Origin of the sequence: Loigolactobacillus jiayinensis (assembly GCF_003946445.1) — a bacterium.
Lineage (GTDB): Bacteria > Bacillota > Bacilli > Lactobacillales > Lactobacillaceae > Loigolactobacillus > Loigolactobacillus jiayinensis.
This window is the reverse complement of sequence record NZ_RHOF01000002.1, coordinates 1-17,130: the sequence shown is the minus strand read 5'-3', so window position 1 is coordinate 17,130 and position 17,130 is coordinate 1. Positions and strand designations below refer to the sequence as shown.

16 protein-coding genes and 1 other annotated feature are annotated in these 17,130 nt (G+C 43.0%); of the genes, 9 read left to right on the top strand and 7 right to left on the bottom strand.

Annotated elements, in window-relative coordinates:
* The first annotated feature begins 142 nt into the window (after positions 1–142).
* A complete protein-coding gene (locus tag EKM80_RS00885; protein WP_125551216.1) occupies positions 143–1,627 on the top strand; it encodes a PucR family transcriptional regulator in 1,485 nt (494 codons plus the stop codon).
* Here the strand turns inward: EKM80_RS00885 and EKM80_RS00880 are convergent.
* Both EKM80_RS00880 and EKM80_RS00875 read right to left on the bottom strand, forming a co-directional pair.
* Entirely contained in the window at positions 1,624–2,154 is a 531-nt protein-coding gene (locus EKM80_RS00880) for a dihydrofolate reductase family protein (RefSeq protein WP_125551215.1), read from the bottom strand. The genes EKM80_RS00885 and EKM80_RS00880 overlap by 4 nt on opposite strands.
* Before the next feature lie 67 nt (positions 2,155–2,221).
* Entirely contained in the window at positions 2,222–3,595 is a 1,374-nt protein-coding gene (locus tag EKM80_RS00875) for an NAD-dependent succinate-semialdehyde dehydrogenase (protein ID WP_125551214.1), read from the bottom strand.
* A gap of 252 nt (positions 3,596–3,847) precedes the next feature.
* On the opposite strand from EKM80_RS00875, the gene EKM80_RS00870 reads away from it, so the two are divergent.
* On the top strand, positions 3,848–4,228 hold the full coding sequence (locus EKM80_RS00870) for a VOC family protein (protein WP_125551213.1): 381 nt from the start codon (positions 3,848–3,850) through the stop codon (positions 4,226–4,228).
* 56 nt (positions 4,229–4,284) lie between these two features.
* On the opposite strand, the gene EKM80_RS00865 is transcribed toward EKM80_RS00870, so the two are convergent.
* The 4 genes from EKM80_RS00865 to EKM80_RS00850 form a co-directional block, all read right to left on the bottom strand.
* Positions 4,285–5,115 (bottom strand): transporter substrate-binding domain-containing protein, encoded by an 831-nt coding sequence (locus EKM80_RS00865; protein ID WP_125551212.1) that lies wholly within the window; start codon positions 5,113–5,115, stop codon positions 4,285–4,287.
* Positions 5,116–5,259: 144 nt separating this feature from the next.
* Positions 5,260–5,997 (bottom strand): amino acid ABC transporter ATP-binding protein, encoded by a 738-nt coding sequence (locus EKM80_RS00860; RefSeq protein WP_125551211.1) that lies wholly within the window; start codon positions 5,995–5,997, stop codon positions 5,260–5,262.
* A 14-nt stretch (positions 5,998–6,011) separates the two neighbouring features.
* Positions 6,012–6,695 (bottom strand): amino acid ABC transporter permease, encoded by a 684-nt coding sequence (locus EKM80_RS00855; protein WP_125551210.1) that lies wholly within the window; start codon positions 6,693–6,695, stop codon positions 6,012–6,014.
* Positions 6,676–7,335, bottom strand: coding sequence for an amino acid ABC transporter permease (locus tag EKM80_RS00850; protein ID WP_125551209.1), 660 nt, complete (start codon positions 7,333–7,335; stop codon positions 6,676–6,678). The genes EKM80_RS00855 and EKM80_RS00850 overlap by 20 nt, the downstream gene beginning before the upstream one ends.
* Positions 7,336–7,718: 383 nt before the next feature.
* On the opposite strand from EKM80_RS00850, the gene EKM80_RS00845 reads away from it, so the two are divergent.
* Both EKM80_RS00845 and EKM80_RS00840 read left to right on the top strand, forming a co-directional pair.
* Entirely contained in the window at positions 7,719–8,360 is a 642-nt protein-coding gene (locus EKM80_RS00845; RefSeq protein WP_125551208.1) for a pentapeptide repeat-containing protein, read from the top strand.
* 62 nt (positions 8,361–8,422) lie between these two features.
* Positions 8,423–9,100, top strand: a complete 678-nt coding sequence (locus EKM80_RS00840; RefSeq protein ID WP_125551207.1) for a GntR family transcriptional regulator — start codon at positions 8,423–8,425, stop codon at positions 9,098–9,100.
* A gap of 42 nt (positions 9,101–9,142) precedes the next feature.
* Here EKM80_RS00840 and EKM80_RS00835 read toward each other — a convergent pair whose 3' ends face one another.
* Positions 9,143–9,622, bottom strand: coding sequence for a GyrI-like domain-containing protein (locus EKM80_RS00835; protein WP_125551206.1), 480 nt, complete (start codon positions 9,620–9,622; stop codon positions 9,143–9,145).
* Between the two features lie 88 nt (positions 9,623–9,710).
* Between EKM80_RS00835 and EKM80_RS00830 the strand changes: the two genes are divergently transcribed.
* The 5 genes from EKM80_RS00830 to EKM80_RS00810 all read left to right on the top strand — a co-directional run bounded on the left by EKM80_RS00830 (position 9,711) and on the right by EKM80_RS00810 (position 16,864).
* Entirely contained in the window at positions 9,711–10,640 is a 930-nt protein-coding gene (locus EKM80_RS00830; RefSeq protein ID WP_125551205.1) for a helix-turn-helix transcriptional regulator, read from the top strand.
* A gap of 96 nt (positions 10,641–10,736) precedes the next feature.
* On the top strand, positions 10,737–13,448 hold the full coding sequence (locus EKM80_RS00825; protein WP_125551204.1) for an HAD-IC family P-type ATPase: 2,712 nt from the start codon (positions 10,737–10,739) through the stop codon (positions 13,446–13,448).
* 207 nt (positions 13,449–13,655) lie between these two features.
* Positions 13,656–13,873, top strand: a binding site (T-box leader).
* Positions 13,874–13,930: 57 nt separating this feature from the next.
* Positions 13,931–14,617 carry an isocitrate lyase/phosphoenolpyruvate mutase family protein gene (locus tag EKM80_RS00820; RefSeq protein WP_125551203.1) on the top strand — a complete coding sequence of 229 codons (687 nt, stop codon included), beginning with the start codon at positions 13,931–13,933 and terminating at the stop codon, positions 14,615–14,617.
* The gene (locus EKM80_RS00815) at positions 14,617–15,522 is read left to right on the top strand and encodes an isocitrate lyase/PEP mutase family protein (protein ID WP_125551202.1); all 906 of its coding nucleotides are present in this window, start codon (positions 14,617–14,619) and stop codon (positions 15,520–15,522) included. The genes EKM80_RS00820 and EKM80_RS00815 overlap by 1 nt, the downstream gene beginning before the upstream one ends.
* Before the next feature lie 55 nt (positions 15,523–15,577).
* Positions 15,578–16,864, top strand: a complete 1,287-nt coding sequence (locus EKM80_RS00810; protein ID WP_125551201.1) for an MFS transporter — start codon at positions 15,578–15,580, stop codon at positions 16,862–16,864.
* Positions 16,865–17,130: the final 266 nt, after the last annotated feature.

Below are 17,130 nucleotides of genomic sequence, written 5' to 3'. Positions count from 1 at the left end.
AACTTGATTATTTAATCTTTTTTGAATACATCTTCACAATAGCACAGTGAATTGCTATGATTAAGGTACAGTTAGTCCAGTCTTTATTAAAGTGAACTGTGCAAGTTGCCTAGGTTGCTAGAACTGATAAGGGGTATGGGATATGAAATATAGCGAATTATTACACAAACTGGCAAAAAAATTTATTTTGACTAAAATTCAAGTGGCCCAAGATAATGAAATCAACATGATACAAATTGGTACAGGTAATCAAAATCATATATTGTATATCGAACAATCGGCGACTGGCGCATTGAAATTAGTTAGTTCAGGTGGTGATCGTGCGCTAGTGCGGTGTCCATGTGGTGGTCAAGCGTCAACTAATTTGAGTAATCAAGCAGTGGTAGTGCTATTTAATGAGGCCAATCAACTTTTAGCCGTTGAGCAGCAACAAGAAGTGCAATTTACTGAAGTTTTGCAGCGGAGTTTGACCCACGATTATCAGGATGTGATCGACTTTGTAGCTAAACAGCTAAAGAATACTTTGATGATCATTGATGATAATTATCGCGTATTAGCCTATTCGCGTACATTTCCTTTTCCGGATCCGTTGTGGCAGCAAAATATTGATCAAGGTTATTCGAAGTTAGATTTTATCCGCGGCATTAAAAAGATGTTGGTTCAAACTGAAACTTCAGCACAGGGTAGTTATCGGTTTCCCTGTCCAGCGTCAACTTATCAACGCCTAGTAGCCCGCTTGTATTTTCAACATGAATTGGTTGGTTATATTGTGATGTTTAATGACCAACAAGAATTTTCCCTTAACCAGCGCCAACTATTACCGCGAGTTGGTCAGGTTTTAAGCAATATGTTAGGTAAGGCGGCTGCGTTTAAAGATTATCAAGTCTCAGTCAAAGCACAATTATTAAATGATTTATTGGAAGGCATCAATATCAACGCTATAAAGGTTAATACGCAGGTCATTAATTATCAGGTGCCGAGTAGTATGTGCCTAGTTGTGCTTAAGGCCCAGCAGCATTTAACCCAACTATGTCAAAAAATGCGGACACAGTTTCCAGCGGCACTAGTTGTGGTTTATCAGGAGCGCGTTGTAGCCCTAGTTCCCGGTGAATTACCGACATTAAAAAAGACTACTTGGCTGCAGTTACAACAACAGCTGCAATGCCAAGTAATCGTTTCTAATTGTTATCGTGATTTCTTTGCGACCAAAGCGCAGTATGTGATTGCCCGGCACGCTGAAAAATTAAGTTTGCAACTCCAGGATCAAGCGCAACTACTTTTTTGTCGTGATTATTACTTTGCAATCATGCTAGATCGGATCAAGCAGCGTGATGTGTTAACGGCGTTCATTGATCCTAGCGTACAGCAATTACACGAATACGATCTAGTTAATCAAACTGAATTGATGGCTACGCTGGCGCAATTCATTAATTGCGGCGGCAACCAAACTATAACGGCTGAGCGTTTGTTTATTCATCGCAATACGCTGCTAAATCGATTGAACAAAATCAAGCTTTTAACAGGTTTGGATCTGAAGGACAGCCAATTATGGTTCCAGTTAGAGTGCAGCCTGCAGATGCAGCAATTACTTGCTAGTTTTCATGATAAAGCAAGCGTAATTCACTAAGCTTGTTGCCGAATATAGGTTGCCATTACGCCCGGACCGAAAACAGTGGTTGATTTTAGTTGTAAAAGTAATGGCTGAGGTCGGTGACCAAATAAAGGCACACCTTGGCCAAGAATAACGGGTGCAGTGAATAGTTGGTATTCATCGATCAAGTCAGCCGCAATCAACGGTTGAATCACGGAACCACCACCAAAGATCCAAATGGCTTTGCCACTACCTTGTCGTAAGTTACGGACTAGGTCAGTGACTGAACCATTGACGAAATGGCGCTTAGTCTGATCAGGTTGTGGGTGGTGGGTCAAAATATAATTTTCTTGTTCGGCGTAAGGGTAGGTGGGGCTCATTTTCAAAGCCGCGTGGTATGAGGTGGCGCCCATAACAATAGTGTCGATACCAGCGATAAATTGATCGTAACCCCAGTCGAGGTCAAAGCCAACTGTTGCATCGATCCAATCAACGCTGCCATTTTGATCGGCAATATAGCCATCGATAGTCATCGCTAGTTGGAGAATAACTTTTTTAGGCATCGTTAGGACTCCTTGTATTTTGAGATAGAAAAACGATCTGTCGCAAGGGCAGATCGTTAGTAGCGCTTTATTTGTCAGTTGCGTTAATGACTAAGTGTTCATTAACGAAGGCATTAAGGCCAAGATCGCTTAATTCACGGCCATAACCAGAGTTCTTGACGCCACCAAATGGTAATTCTGGTAAGGATAACCAGCTTGAATTGACGAAGGACATCCCAGTTTCTACACGTTCGGAAATATAAGCGGCATGCTTAGGGTTCTTCGAGAAGACAGAACCACCTAGGCCATAACTAGAATCATTGGCTAAAGCAACTGCTTCGTCTTCGTTGTCGACCTTATAAACGGTGGCAACTGGACCAAACATTTCTTCGTTGTAAATTGGGTTATCTTTAGCGATGTCAGTTAAAATCGTTGGTGGGAAGAATTGACCAGGTAAGTCAATTGGTTCATTGCCAAAGTAGACATTAGCGCCACCGTCGACGGCTTTTTTAACTTGGCCGACTAATTTTTCTTTAGCGCGCTTAGAAGATAATGGGGCTAAAGTTGTGTCCTTAGCTAAGGGATCGCCTGGTTTAACTGCAGCAAAGCCAGCCTTTAAGTTCTTCAAGAATTCATCGTAATGTTCTGCTAAAACGATGAACCGTTTGGATGAAGTGCAGACTTGGCCAGCGTTAAACAACCGCGCTTGGGTTGAGACTTTATTAACTAGATCGAGATCAGCGTCATTGAGCACGATAAAGGCATCATTACCGCCTAACTCCATGGTTGATTTCTTCAAGTTAGCGCCAGCTTCTTTAGCGACTGAGCTACCGCCACGTTCGGAACCAGTTAAAGCAACACCAGAGACCCGCGGATCTGCAATGGCTTTAGAAACTTGATCATAGTTAACGAATAAGTTCTTGAAGCTGCCAGCAGGTGCACCAGCTTTTTGAACTAATTTATCGAACGCATCAGCTGAGCCTGGAGTGTTGGAAGCGTGCTTGAGAATCATTGGGTTACCAACCATAAAGTTTGGTGCGAAAACACGCACGATTTGATATAGTGGGAAATTCCATGGTTCAACTGCAAAAATAACCCCAGTCGCTTGCTTAGCGTAGTAAGCAGCACCAGCATCAGTCTTTAATGGAACTGGTTTTAAAAGTGCTACTGCATGGTCTGCGTAGTAATCTACAATATCGGCACAAAGATCAACTTCAGCGTTAGCCTCGCTGATCAATTTGCCCATTTCTTTGGTCATAATAGTCGCTAATTCTTGTTTTTCCGCCCGTAACAGTTCAGCGACTTTCTTCAAATAAGGTGCCCGTGATGAAACTGCATCATTACGCCATTGGTGATATAATTTATCTCCAGCAGCCAACGCTTGTTCAAGATCAGCGTCAGTTGCGTCAGGGTATGATTTCAAAACTTCATTCGAGTAAGGATTAATTGATTGATATGCCATTGTGTAACCTCCCTTTCATGTACCTTCGATTATAGCGGTTACAGAAAGCGAATTCAATCATTTTAACTAATTAATTTTAAATGGTATAGTTAATCATTTCACATATATACGCCTTTTTGACCGGAATAATTTATTTAATTTCCAAATATTGGTCTACCTAGTACGTAGGTGGTAATCTTTCATAATATCGGTTACAATTGTGATGCTTAACGCATGACTAACAAGAAAAAAATAGCATTAGGATGTGATTAAATGAAAATCTCTCATGTAGCGGTATATGTTAATGATTTAGAAAATACGCGTGAATTCTACGAAACTTATTTTGGGGCGCAGGCTAACACGAAATACTTTAATTCGCACACTGGCTTAGCAACTTATTTCCTTAGTTTTGGTGATCAAGCGCGCTTGGAAATTATGCAGCGCCCGGATGTGACTGAACACCCAACTCAATTAGTGCAAGGTTATACGCATTTGGCGTTTAGCGTTGGGGATTCAGCAGCAGTCGATGCACTGACGACTAAGTTAGCGGCTGCCGATTATCAAGTCATCAGCGGGCCTAGAACTACCGGTGACGGTTACTACGAAAGCGTTGTACTCGATCCTGAAGGCAATCAAATTGAGATCACGATTTAAAAAAAGCCTCATTCAGCGGCAGTTAAGCGCGCTTGAATGAGGCTTTTTTATCGTTATTATTTGATGACGATATCCTTAGCGGTAACGTCAGAACCAAAGTATGGCTTCAAATTATTAGTGTAGTTCTTGTCAAAGAAACCATTGTTATTTAACTTAGTAATTTCTTTGTTGGTCCACTTCAACAAGCTCTTGTTGCCTTTTTTGATCCCTGGTGCGATGTATTGGTTGGGACCTAAATGCTTGATGCCAACGGTGTATTTAGGATTATCTTTGACCCAAGCATACAAGTAGGAATTATCATCAGCTAAAGCAGCCGCACGACCATTTTTCAAAGCGTTAAATTGCTGCGTTTTTGAATCGTACTTTTGTAATGTGGCACCCTTAGAATCTTTGGTGAAGTATTGTTCTGCTGTAGTGCCTTTATTGACGATCAAATTTTTACCTTTTAATTGGCTAACCTTAGTAATGGGTTTGCTCTTAGGTGAAATAACCCCGATCGAGACTTTCATGTAAGGTTTAGCAAACGAAATTACTTGTTTGCGTTCAGGTGTAACGGTGAAGTTGGCTAAGACTAAATCAACTTTGTTAGAGTTAAGGGCGTCGACCCGGCTGTCAGCGTTGACTTGAACGTATTTAACTTTAACGCCAAGATCTTTACCAACTTGTTTAGCTAAGGCAATATCGTAGCCTTGGCGCTTACCGTTTTTGTCGACCCAGCCATAAGGTGGCAAGTCGCCGAAAACGGCAATTTTGATTGTGCCGCGTTTCTTGATCGCGCTGACGCTAGTTGTTTCTGCTGCCTGTGCTGGTTGTGCAAACCCAGCGAATAAACCGAATAATGTTACTACTGCTAAGAAAGCAGCAATCAAACGTGTGTGTTTCTTCATTATAAGTTCCCCCCAAATTAAGTGTAACCAAAATTAGTGCTGATATAAACGGGTTTAAAAAGACCAGTTAGTTGCGCGCCAAAAGATCATTGCGGATCGTTTATTGGCGCGCTGACTAACTTAGGTGCTTTTTAAAATACAATACTAAAAGTCCATACTATTCAGAAATATCTGCGCCCGTTCTGTTTGTGGATTTTCGAAAAATTGCTTGCCCGGTGTGACCTCTAGAATGTGACCTTCTTCTAAGAAAACAACTTGGTCCGCGATTTCACGGGCAAAGTTCATTTCGTGGGTGACAACTAACATGGTCATTTTTTGCTGAGCTAAGTTGCGTAAAACTTCCAACACGCCGCGGACCATTTCTGGATCTAATGATGCCGTCACTTCGTCGAATAACATAAAGTCAGGATTTAATGCTAGTGCGCGCACGATGGCGATCCGTTGTTTTTGGCCCCCGGATAGTTGGCGTGGATAGGAATCTTGGTAATCAGCAAGCCCCACCTCCTTTAATAATTTAATTGCTTGTTCTTTAGCTTCTGCTTTAGCGCGATGCTGCACTTTTAGTGGCCCTAGTAAAATATTATCGAGTACAGTCAAATTGGGAAATAAATCGTAACTTTGAAAAACCATACCGATTTTTTGCCGTAACTTTTGCCATACTTTTGGACTAGGAGTGACTGGCTCACCGGAAAAGGTCAGTTGCCCACTTTGGAAATCCTCTAGGCCATTAAGACAGCGGATCAATGTGCTTTTACCAGAACCAGATGGCCCAAGTAAAACAGTGACGCTGCCAGTGGCAACCGTTAAATTAATATCGTGTAAAATGTGGACATCGCCGTATGATTTTTCGAGATGTTCCACTTGTAATAATGGCGTGGCCATAGTAATTAACTCCTTTATGCATTATTGTCTTGCTGCCGCTCCAGATGGCGCGCCCAAGCGGAAAGGGGATAGCACAGCAGAAAATATAAAATGAAAATCAGTCCGTACACCCAGAAAGCACCGTCGGGATGAGTTTGACGGTTGGCTTCGATGATCTGTTGACCGATATTAATAACATCCATAACGCTGATCAGTAAGAGTAGCGAAGTCGTTTTGATCACCCGCGTCATTAAATTGATTGTTGCCGGAATCATCAGTCCGATTGCTTGCGGCAATAAAACATAACGAAATAACTGGGGACCGTTTAAGCCAATAGCGATGCCGGCTTCACACTGATGCTGCGGAACAGAGATCAAGGCGCCACGAACAATATCGCTCATTTCGGCGCCGACCCACAAGGCGAAGACCAACATGGCCACGGCTTGGGCGTTTAAATTAACGTTGAAATTTTTCGGTAGAATATAATAGAATAAAAATAGTAAGACAACGGTTGGCACAATGCGGAAGAATTCCAAATATAAGCGTAAGATCACGCGTAAAATAGGGTTCTTTACTGTTCGTAATGCCCCAAGTAAAATGCCGAGGGCGATACCGATGACTAGTGAAACGATCGAGATCTTAGCTGAGATCCAGAGCCCACCGAGTAAGCGACTGAAATTTTGACCAGCAAATAAAATACTAATTCCCGAATGCACCACGACGCGCCCTCCTTTCTAACCAAGTCAGTATTAACGACAATGGAATTAAGATGATTGCGTAGGCAATGACCAAGACGAACAATGATTCGTCGGTATGATAGTACAAGCCGATTTGATCCAGCGCGGTATTAGTTAGCTCTGGAATCGCGATAACGGTAAAAATTGACGTTTCTTTGATCAGAAAAATCACGTTAGCGGCAATTGCGGGAACACTTAAGGTCAAGCCTTGTGGGAACACCACGTAGCGTGCTAATTGCCAACGACTCAGCCCAATGGCTAAGCCTGATTCGACTTGAATTTTAGCGACGCCTTTTAGTCCACCGAAAATTGCTTCAGCCATATAGCTACCACCCAGGAAAATCAAGCCACTAATGCCGGCCGCGGTGGCAGACATTTTTATCCCAATTTCTGGAAAGGCATAATAAATAAAAAATAATTGGATCAATAATGGCGTGTTCCGCGAAACTTCTGTGTACACCGCGCTGATTTGTCTGAGTACGGGAACCTTGAAATAGCGTAGAAAACTGGCGATCAGGCCCAAGATAATGGCGCCGATAATACCATAAAATGACAGCTTTAGTGTTAGCCAGAAAGCCTGCGCAAAAACTGGAACACTTTGTTGGATAACGATCCAACTCATAAAGACACCTCCAAATAAAAAACCGACACCGCAAAAAGCAGTGCCGGGACGTTTGACGTGTTACCACCCTGATTTTGTTCAAACCTCGCGATTTGAACCTCATTCAGTCTTAGACTGTGCAGTATAACGCCTGCAACGACTGTGCTACTTCTAGCCAGTAAAGCTCCAAGTTCATCTTCGCTTACCAAATGACGCTTCATCACACCGAATAGAAGCTCGCTGGGACATTTCGTAAGTTACTCTTCTCTTCATAGCTTAATGTTTCTAACTTAATTTTAATACTACACTATTTTTTTGTGCTGTCAACGGGCGGATTTTACAAGCTCAGATAAAATCGGTAAACTAAACTATAATATATTATAGTAGTCTTTGTGGAGGAAAACATGGTTCAATCAAAAATTACAGCGCCACGCTTAGTACCTAACTTACCTAACGATACATTAAAATTAGTCGATGAAGCGTTCGTGCAGGATACGCAGTTTCAGCAGCAACAAGTTAGTGACGGTGATTTTACTGGCGTCTACTTTAAAGGGGTACAGTTTGATCATGTGACCTTTGACCAAATGATTTTTGAACGCTTTGAGCTGCAAGATGTTAGTTTTAATCATTGCACTTTTTTAAATTCAGAAATGATCGAAGCTAGCTTCAAACGGGTGGCCTTTAATGATTGTAAATTGACTGGTAGTAACTTTGCCGGCTCAGTATTTAATGAGCTCAGCTTCACTAATTGTAAGGCTGATTATTTAAGCTTAGCTGGTGCGCGCTTAAAGCATGTTTTTTTTGAGCAAACCGATTTAAGTGAACTTGATTTTAGCGAGGTCAATTGGCAAGCACTAAAATTCGTGGATTGTCAGCTAGCCCGCGCTAATTTTTTGCATACGCGCTTAAAGGGACTCGATTTCAGTCATAATGAAACTAACGGTATTAATTATAGTTTAGACTTGTTACGTGGGATGATCATTTCACCACAGCAAGCGTTGGATCTGGCGTTAGCGCTGGGGGTGACGATCAATGATGCGCCTTGAGCCTTGGCGTAAAAAAGACTATAATTCTGATATATCACAATAAGTTATGAAAGGACTTAGAGATGCCATTACCTAAAAAAACGCCAAATTCACCTGAATTAAATGCTAAGGATCGTGTTTATCAACAACTCCGTAGCTGGATCATTACTGGCACCTTAGCACCAAAAGAGAAGATTTCAGACCAAGCAATTGCTGCTTTATTTGGTGTCAGTCGGACGCCGGTGCGTGAAGCGTTGCAATTATTAGCCACGCAAGAATTCGTGGAAATGATTCCGCGCAGTGCTACCCGCGTTACCGCTGTTGCTACCGATCGAATCAGTACGATTTATCGTCCATTGGCTGCGTTACAAGGCTTAGCTGCAGAATTAGCGGCTGAAACGATCACGACTGCTGAAGTGGAACAACTCAATGTGTTAAATCAACGCTATGAGCAAGCGCAACAACAAAATCAGCCTCAAGCCGTCTTGCTAGCGGATAATGCTTTTCATGATTATATTTTGAAAATTGCCGCTAATCCGTACGTTAACGAATTCTCGCAATTAGTCGATGCCCACGCACAACGGATTGAGAATTTCTACCTTGCTCAATTGAACGTGCAACAGCCAGATGCAGTTCGCGAGCATAACGAAATTATTACCGCAATTGCAGCCGATGATGCTGTTGCTGCTCGTGAGCGGATGACCCAAAATTGGTTGCGTTCAATGCATCTATTACAAGCTTGCGTCGATCGCGCTAATTAAAAAGCATCTAGCAAATTCAGTTAAATTTGCTAGATGCTTTTTTTAGTGGCTTACGGGAATACGTAATTCAACCACGGCATCAGTAGGATTGCCATTTAATAGTGCTTCAATGACGAAGCTGTCTTTTGGATATAAGTGAGGATCAGCTGGTAAAATAGTGCCAAAAAACTGACTAATTAGTTGATCGAATAATTGTCGGCTAGGACCACCTTGACCTTTTAGCACGATGTAATCACCGGCTGGTAAGGTACGAGTTGTCGTGTCGGCTGGCGTAGCTGTTGTATTGGCACCGGCAAAATATTCCAAGTAATCGTCCGTCGCGCCACTAAGTGCGTAGCCGATTTTGTCGCGACTGGCTTGCATTAAGGTGGGAAATTGACCACTTTGGCCGATAGTCATGAAATGGTGACTTTTTTGTGCAGAGACTTCCTTAAGGTTGTCCATCGTTGGTAATGGCAGTTTAGCGGCATAACCAGTGATTGTCAGTTCGGGGAAGTTTTGGATTTTGTAAGTTTGTGTCATATGGATTCCTTCTTTCAGTTGATGATAGTAGAATAACAGATAATACCTGACAAAGAGCTGTCATGTTTTAAGGAAAAGAGGGAAAAAGATGCGGATTGCTCGCTTGATCAATATAATGCTGATTTTGTTACGCAAAGACTTGGTGTCAGCACGTGAACTGGCAGTTTTACTGGAAGTCACTGAGCGTACAATTTACCGTGATGTAGAGGCGTTGAGTCTAGCTGGTTTACCAATTTATACAGTTCAAGGTCGGCAGGGCGGTATTGGCTTGTTGCCTAATTATAAGATTGCCCAAAACTTTTTAACGGCGACCGATGTACGTAATTTGTTGACGGCATTGGCCAGTGTACAGGCGTTGATTGAAACACCGGAAATCAAAGCGACGGTGCAAAAATTGCAGGCAATGTTTGCTACTGATCCTGAGGCGACGGATTTATTGATCGAGGATGTTAATTGGCAGGGCGCAGCAGAAATTAAAGTGCTGGCGCAGCAATTTAGTCAGGCGATTAAGCAGCATCGGTTGGTGACTTTTATGTATAGTGACCGCACAGGTGCGCTTAGTCAGCGGCGGGTTGAACCTTATCGTTTAGCCTATAAAGGCGATCGCTGGTACTTACAAGCTTATAGCCGCGAACGGCAGGACTTTCGAACGTTTCGCTTAGCGCGCATGCAAGCTGTGCAATTATTAGTAGAAGAATTTACGCCGCGGACATTGCCGCTTGAGCGCTTGGCCTTTACCGATAAATTTTCGGCGGCTAACTTAGTGTCAATAACCTTGCGCGCCGCCAATAGCATTCGTGATGTTTTTAGTGAACGTTATGGCAGTACTGCAATTAAACAATTGCTGGATGGCCATTTTGAAGCAACGATTACGCTACCAAATAATGAAGCAGCTTATCGCTTTATTTTATCGTTAGGCAATAAAGCGGAAATTATCGCGGGCGATGTATTTCGCGCTGGCTTTGAAAAATATTTAGCACAAGTGGCCCAAATTTATAACAAAAGTGACTTGAAATAATTAGTTCTAACATTAGTTTAGAGTAATAATACTTTCGCGATTATTTCTGGCTATGCTATACTAATATAACTAAGAATACGGAGGATGATGTACTTCATGGAAAAACAACCAATTGTTCCACCCGATGCGAAACCTGGGCCGGCGCCGTTATTTACGCAAACCGAAACACAGGTGTTAACTAAGTTTGATAGTGATCTTGAGCAAGGATTGAGTACGGCCGTTGCGGCAGAGCGTTTTGCCAAGCATGGACCCAACGAGCTAACTGCACACGTCACGCCAAAATGGGTGATGTTTCTGCGGCAATTTAATAATGTGATTATCTATATTTTGCTGTTTGCGGCGGCGTTAACGCTGTTGTTACAACATTATTCTGATTCAATCGTTATTGGCTTAGTCGTCATTATTAATGCATTGATTGGTTATTTTCAAGAAGTCAACGCTAGTAATTCATTAGAAAAAATCAAGTCGTTACTATCCACGGAGGCAACCGTCATTCGTGGTGGGCAACGAACCGATATTCCAGCAAGTCAACTGGTGATTGGTGATATTGTTTATTTGGAAGCTGGTGACAATGTTCCAGCTGATATGCGACTATTAGATGCTGATAATTTACGGATCCAAGAAGCTGCCTTGACCGGTGAAGCTGATTCGGTGCTGAAGTCATTTGCGCCATTAGACTCAGCGAAAACACCATTGGCTGAACGAATCAATATGGCTTATGCTAGTACAGCTGTGACTAACGGTAGTGCTACTGGGATCGTCGTTGCAACTGGTCACGATACTGAATTAGGTCAAATCGCCGATGACGTTAGTAACGTTAAGGCAGCCAAGACACCATTAATGAAAGAACTCGATGATTTAGGTAAGTGGATTTCCTATTTCATTATTGGGATCGCAATCGCGTTATTTGTCTTTGGTTGGTGGATCAATCTTTATTCCTTGCCAACCTTAGCTTTAGCGGTAGTAACCATGGTTGTTGGCTCGTTGCCAGAAGGATTACCGGCATCGACCTCAGTGATTTTAGCCATGGGTGTCAATAGAATGGCGAAACACAATGCCATCGTTAAGACGCTACCGGCTGTCGAAACGTTAGGTGCAGTGGATGTGATCGCCACTGATAAAACAGGGACGTTAACTAAAAATGAAATGACAGCGCAAGATATTATTACGCGCCGCCATCGCTATACCGTTACCGGGACTGGGTATGCGCCAGATGGGCAGATCATGCGTGATCAGCAGCCAGTCACGGTCAGTAATGATGCGATATTAACCAAGTTGTTGATTGCTGGTTTTGAGGCTAATGATACTATTTTGCAACAAGAAGATGGTCATTGGATAATCAACGGTGAACCTACGGATGGGGCTTTTTTAACCTTGTACCATAAGGGGCTTGGCGTTGAAGAGCCTGCTGTTACCGAGTTAGATCGAATTCCGTTTGATTCTGATTACCGGTATATTGCGCGTTTAGATGTTGATGCAGCAGGGCAGCATGAGATTTTCATCAAAGGCGCGCCAGATAAGTTATACGCCATGGCGGCGGCCGCTGATCCTAGTTTCGATCAAAATCATTGGAACGATGTTATTCAGGATCTAACGCACCAAGGTAAGCGTGTAGTGGCAGTCGGGCATAAATTAGTAGCCGATACTGTCACTGAAGTTACTCATGACATTTTAAAGCAGGGGATTGAATTTCTCGGCATTGTCGGCATTATTGATCCACCGCGTGAAGAAGTGATTGCTGCCCTGAAAGAAATGCGTACTGCAGGGGTTAAAGTAAAAATGATCACTGGGGATCACCCTGATACAGCGGCCGCAATTGGTCGCCAGTTAGGCTTAGCTGATGATATTCAGTCGATCACCGGTGCGGAATTAGATCAAATGTCACCAAAAGAATTACGCGAAAATATTAATCGTTATGATGTTTTTGCACGAACGACACCTAGTAATAAATTGGCGATCATTGATGCTTATCAGCAAACTGGTAAGGTCACGGCAATGACTGGTGATGGTGTCAATGACGCACCAGCATTGAAGAAAGCTGATATTGGTGTGGCAATGGGGATCAAAGGAACGGACGTTGCCAAAGATGCCGCTGATATGATTTTGGTCGATGATAACTTTACAACGATGACTAAAGCGATTCGTGAAGGTCGGCATCTATATACCAATATTAAGAAAACAATTGCGTTCCTATTACCAACTAGTTTTGCGGAAGGTTTGATCGTGGCGTTCAGTATTTTAATGCAACAAGCGCTGCCGTTGGTACCGACCCAATTGTTATGGATCAACATGGTTTCAGCGATCACGATTCAGTTCGCCTTCATTTTTGAACCAGAAGAACAAGGTATTATGCAACGGCCACCGCGCAAGACTGGGACGTCGTTGTTGAATAAGCACGATGTTTTCCAAATGACTTATGTCTCGGTACTGATTGCCGGTATGGGCTTATGGGCCTTCGATTGGTTAACTAGTAGCGGTGTATCGCACGTAATTGCTAGTACGATCACGGTTAATATCATTGTGCTGGGTAAGGTGTTCTACCTATTCAATATTCGGACACCGCATTTGGCGTTTTCACGACACTTCTGGAGTAATCCGATGGCCTTTGCGACCATCGCCTTATTGCTGGCGTTACAACTATTGTTGGTTTACTTACCATTCATGCAGGGTGTTTTCAAAACCGGTAATATGAGCTGGGGGCAATGGGGTATCGCCATTGTGGCAGGATTCGTTACCTTAGTTGTGACGGAAATCGATAAGATCATTCGCATCATGATTGATCGGCATCGCGGCTCAGCAATGGGTTAGTCCGAAGTTAAGCGCACTTTCAAGCGCGCTTAACTTTTGCTGCGATGGTGTTATAAACTGTTTTTCAGCACATAATCTATAATGTTCGATAATAAAAATGAGACTGCGACATAATATTACTTATGTCACAGCCTCATTATTTTTTTTACAAAAAAGCGGTTGACATTTTCTGAAAAACGACTATTATGATAAGAAAATGAAAAACAGATTAAAACTTTGATAAGAAAAGTAGATTTATTTTAATTTTAAGCGAGCCGCGGGTCGATGTGACGCGGTAATTAAGTAAATTGAAAGTAAGCTTTGAGTTTAATGTCAGTACTGACATGGGTGGGTGCCCCTTATCGCAGCAACAGTTTAAAAACTGTTGAGATGTATTCGGTTTGAATACATAAATAAAGGTGGTACCGCGCAAATGCGCCCTTTGAGAGTTTAGCTCTCACTGGGTGCTTTTTTTGACCTAAATTTTGAGGAGATGGTGCAATATGACAGAAACAGAACTCATTCCGGCGCTCGCAAATGCACCAATGATCCAAGCGACAACGCAACCGCGCTTGTTTTTGGCTGGTAGTTTAGTGGCACAACAATTACTTGGTAGTCAGGATGCTGAATTACTGGCATTATCCGAGTACGCGCAATATTTGCGCTATATGAGCTTGGTAACCGACCGCGATATCTGGGCCGATGCGCAATCCGGCTTCGGCAATGCGCTAAATACATATTATACGGTGCAAGAATTGGCACGCTCTGGCGCAGCTGGCATCGTCCTTAACGATCAGCGTTATCCAGCGCATAGTCAGGGACAAGCACAGCCGGTATCGCCAGTTGAGTTTTTTGGTAAATTGCGAGCGGCTAAGGATGCGCTTAGGGATGAATCAATAACATTGATTGCGGAATTAGATGGCTGGACGACATATGGCTTAAGTGGCTTACAAGAACGGACGACACAAGCTTATAAGGCCGGCGCTGATCTCGTTTTGCTTGGCCATTGTACTGAGCTTGCGCTAGATCAACTACCAGCTTCAATGTGGCAAGCCGGCTTAGCTATTCAGCATACAGCTACTAGTCAAACCGTGACCCAATTACTTAAAAACAAATTTAAGGCTGTGTTGGATCTAGATTATTTTCAGCAACTACAGCCTAAAAATCAACTGGTCGGGAGGCAGCTATAATGAAAAAATTTACGCAAATGCGTCAGCAGTTTCGTCAGGCTGTTTTCGGTGAACAGGTGGTCAATATGGTTGTTGCCCCGGATAGTTTAGCCGCTAAGGTGGCGCAACAGCAGGGCTTTAAAGCAATTTTTGCCGCTGGCTATGCGACAAGTGCTAGCAATTTAGCCATGCCAGATCGTGGTATCGCTGACTTTGGGATCATGCTTAATAAATGTCGTGAAATTGTCAATGCTGTTGATATTCCTGTATTTGCCGATGCTGACACTGGCTATGGCGACTTAGCTAATGTACAGCGGACAGTCCGCAACTATGAAGCTATCGGTGCAGCGGGCCTCTTTTTAGAAGATCAAACGTGGCCTAAGCGCTGTGGGCATATGGCTGGCAAAAGTGTTGTACCGCAAGCTGAAATGGTGGCAAAAATCAAAACTGCAGCGGCCGCCCGCCGCCACGACGATTTCTTGATCATGTCACGAACGGATGCACGGGCAGTGTACGATCTCGATACCGCAATTGCACGGAGTAAAGCCTACCATGCCGCTGGTGCTGATCTTGTTTTTATTGAGGCACCGCGCAGTGTCGCCGAGCTTAAGCAGATTGCGGCGGCCTTTCCAGAGGTGCCGTTAATGGCCAACATGATCGAGGATGGTGCGACGCCGCTACTTTCTAGTAGTGAGTTACAGCAGCTCGGTTTTAGTATCGTTGTGCATCCGACAGCACTCACTTACGCACAAACTTACGCGGATGAGCAAGTGTTACACGAATTAGCTACTCAGGGAACAACTAGTCAAAGCAAGGCGGCGATGGTCACTTTTGACCGTTTTAACCAATTTGTTGGGTTAGATCAAGTCAATCAACTTGAAGCACGGTATGCGCCAGAACAAATGCTAATTGAAATGCAGAAATAGTGATTGTTATTTTGCGAACACACGCAAATTGATTACAGAATAAGGAGGCAACAATATGGAACAAGCAACTAATTTGAAACAACGCTTAGATTTAACTAAAGAAACGCCATTATTTTATCGGGTATTCGCCATGATTGCTGCCGGGATGATCCTCGACGCAGGGGATGTTTATATGGCCAGCGCAATCAATAGTACCTTGATCCAAAATCATTTTGCGACGCTTTTTCAAGGGTCATTATTCTTATCAGCTGGTTTTCTAGGCTTGTTCGTCGGTTCGATCGCTGCTGGTTTTATCGGTGATTTCTTCGGTCGCAAACGCGCTTACCAAACGAATTTATTAATTTTCGGTGTTTTTACAATAGCAGGTGCCTTTGCGCCGAATATTGAATTTCTGATCGGGTTGCGTTTCTTTGCCGCCATTGGTTTAGGCGCAGAAATCGTCACTGGTTATGCCTTGATCAATGAATTTGCACCAGTTAAAACGCGTGGTCGTTGGAGTGGGATCACTGCCGTAGTCGCTAACATGGGCGCACCAGTCACGTTGTTGATTGCTACCCTTATGATTCCCAATTTAGGCTGGCGCTCAATGTTTATTTTAATCGGTGTTTTGGCTTTAATTTTATGGGTAGCACGGCGGCATTTTCCTGAGTCACCACGCTGGTTATTGGCGCGTAATCGCTGTGCCGAAGCCGAAGAAATTATCGCTAAACTAGAGGAAAACGGCAGTTACAAACGAGAAAATCAAGTGGCACCAGCAGCCAAGGTAGAGACTAATATCGGGCGTGGCTTGTTCGTTGCTATCGTCGCCGTGTCGGCGGTTATGCTCTGCCAATACACCTTCACCTCCTGGGTACCTACTTTGCTGGTTAAACGTGGTATTAACGTGGTCCATTCATTAAGCTTCTCCACGATCATGATGATTGGTGCGCCAGTTGGGGCAATTATTGGCGCTTCATTAGTTGATCGGATCGGCCGGAAAAAGGTGATCGCACCTACTTTTGTTATTACTGCTTTGCTAGGTTTATTGTATGCACACCAAGATTCAACGACTGGCGTTTTGATTGTTGGCTTCTTATTAACAACAGGATTTTATGTGCTAATGGCCTCCGTTGTCGGTGTCTACATGTCTGAGTTGTTCCCAACTTATTTCCGTTTCCGCGGAACTGGTTATGCCAATGGGGTCGCAAAATTATTGACCGTGCTAACACCTTACTTAGCCGCATGGGCCATCAGCCGGGTGAGCCCTAACTTGATCTTCTATTTTATCGCTGCCTTAGCTTTGATTGCAGCAATTGTCGTTCAAGTTTTCGGCCCAGAAACCAAGCAAAAAATTATCGAATAGGTTTAAAAAACGGCCTGCAGGGCAACTTGGCAGGCCGTTTTTGTACATATAAGTATAAATGTAAGCGATAAATACAAAAAAGTTATAATAAATAATGAATACTGTTATAACGGTAACGAGCACGGTTACATAATTATCATGTATAATCATGCACTATGATAGCATTTACATTATAGTTTTTATCAGAAAAATCATTTGTGCTTACTTTAAGTAAGAGTGTTTAAATAATTATGTGTAAATGATTTATTGGGAATTGAAAAAGGGAA

Bases quoted from the DNA above. Each gene is read 5' to 3' on its own strand.
- EKM80_RS00885 (WP_125551216.1), top strand. From the start codon at position 143: ATGAAATATAGCGAATTATTACACAAACTGGCAAAAAAATTTATTTTG.
- EKM80_RS00880 (WP_125551215.1), bottom strand. From the start codon at position 2,154: ATGCCTAAAAAAGTTATTCTCCAACTAGCGATGACTATCGATGGCTAT.
- EKM80_RS00875 (WP_125551214.1), bottom strand. From the start codon at position 3,595: ATGGCATATCAATCAATTAATCCTTACTCGAATGAAGTTTTGAAATCA.
- EKM80_RS00870 (WP_125551213.1), top strand. From the start codon at position 3,848: ATGAAAATCTCTCATGTAGCGGTATATGTTAATGATTTAGAAAATACG.
- EKM80_RS00865 (WP_125551212.1), bottom strand. From the start codon at position 5,115: ATGAAGAAACACACACGTTTGATTGCTGCTTTCTTAGCAGTAGTAACA.
- EKM80_RS00860 (WP_125551211.1), bottom strand. From the start codon at position 5,997: ATGGCCACGCCATTATTACAAGTGGAACATCTCGAAAAATCATACGGC.
- EKM80_RS00850 (WP_125551209.1), bottom strand. From the start codon at position 7,335: ATGAGTTGGATCGTTATCCAACAAAGTGTTCCAGTTTTTGCGCAGGCT.
- EKM80_RS00845 (WP_125551208.1), top strand. From the start codon at position 7,719: ATGGTTCAATCAAAAATTACAGCGCCACGCTTAGTACCTAACTTACCT.
- EKM80_RS00840 (WP_125551207.1), top strand. From the start codon at position 8,423: ATGCCATTACCTAAAAAAACGCCAAATTCACCTGAATTAAATGCTAAG.
- EKM80_RS00835 (WP_125551206.1), bottom strand. From the start codon at position 9,622: ATGACACAAACTTACAAAATCCAAAACTTCCCCGAACTGACAATCACT.
- EKM80_RS00830 (WP_125551205.1), top strand. From the start codon at position 9,711: ATGCGGATTGCTCGCTTGATCAATATAATGCTGATTTTGTTACGCAAA.
- EKM80_RS00825 (WP_125551204.1), top strand. From the start codon at position 10,737: ATGGAAAAACAACCAATTGTTCCACCCGATGCGAAACCTGGGCCGGCG.
- EKM80_RS00820 (WP_125551203.1), top strand. From the start codon at position 13,931: ATGACAGAAACAGAACTCATTCCGGCGCTCGCAAATGCACCAATGATC.
- EKM80_RS00815 (WP_125551202.1), top strand. From the start codon at position 14,617: ATGAAAAAATTTACGCAAATGCGTCAGCAGTTTCGTCAGGCTGTTTTC.
- EKM80_RS00810 (WP_125551201.1), top strand. From the start codon at position 15,578: ATGGAACAAGCAACTAATTTGAAACAACGCTTAGATTTAACTAAAGAA.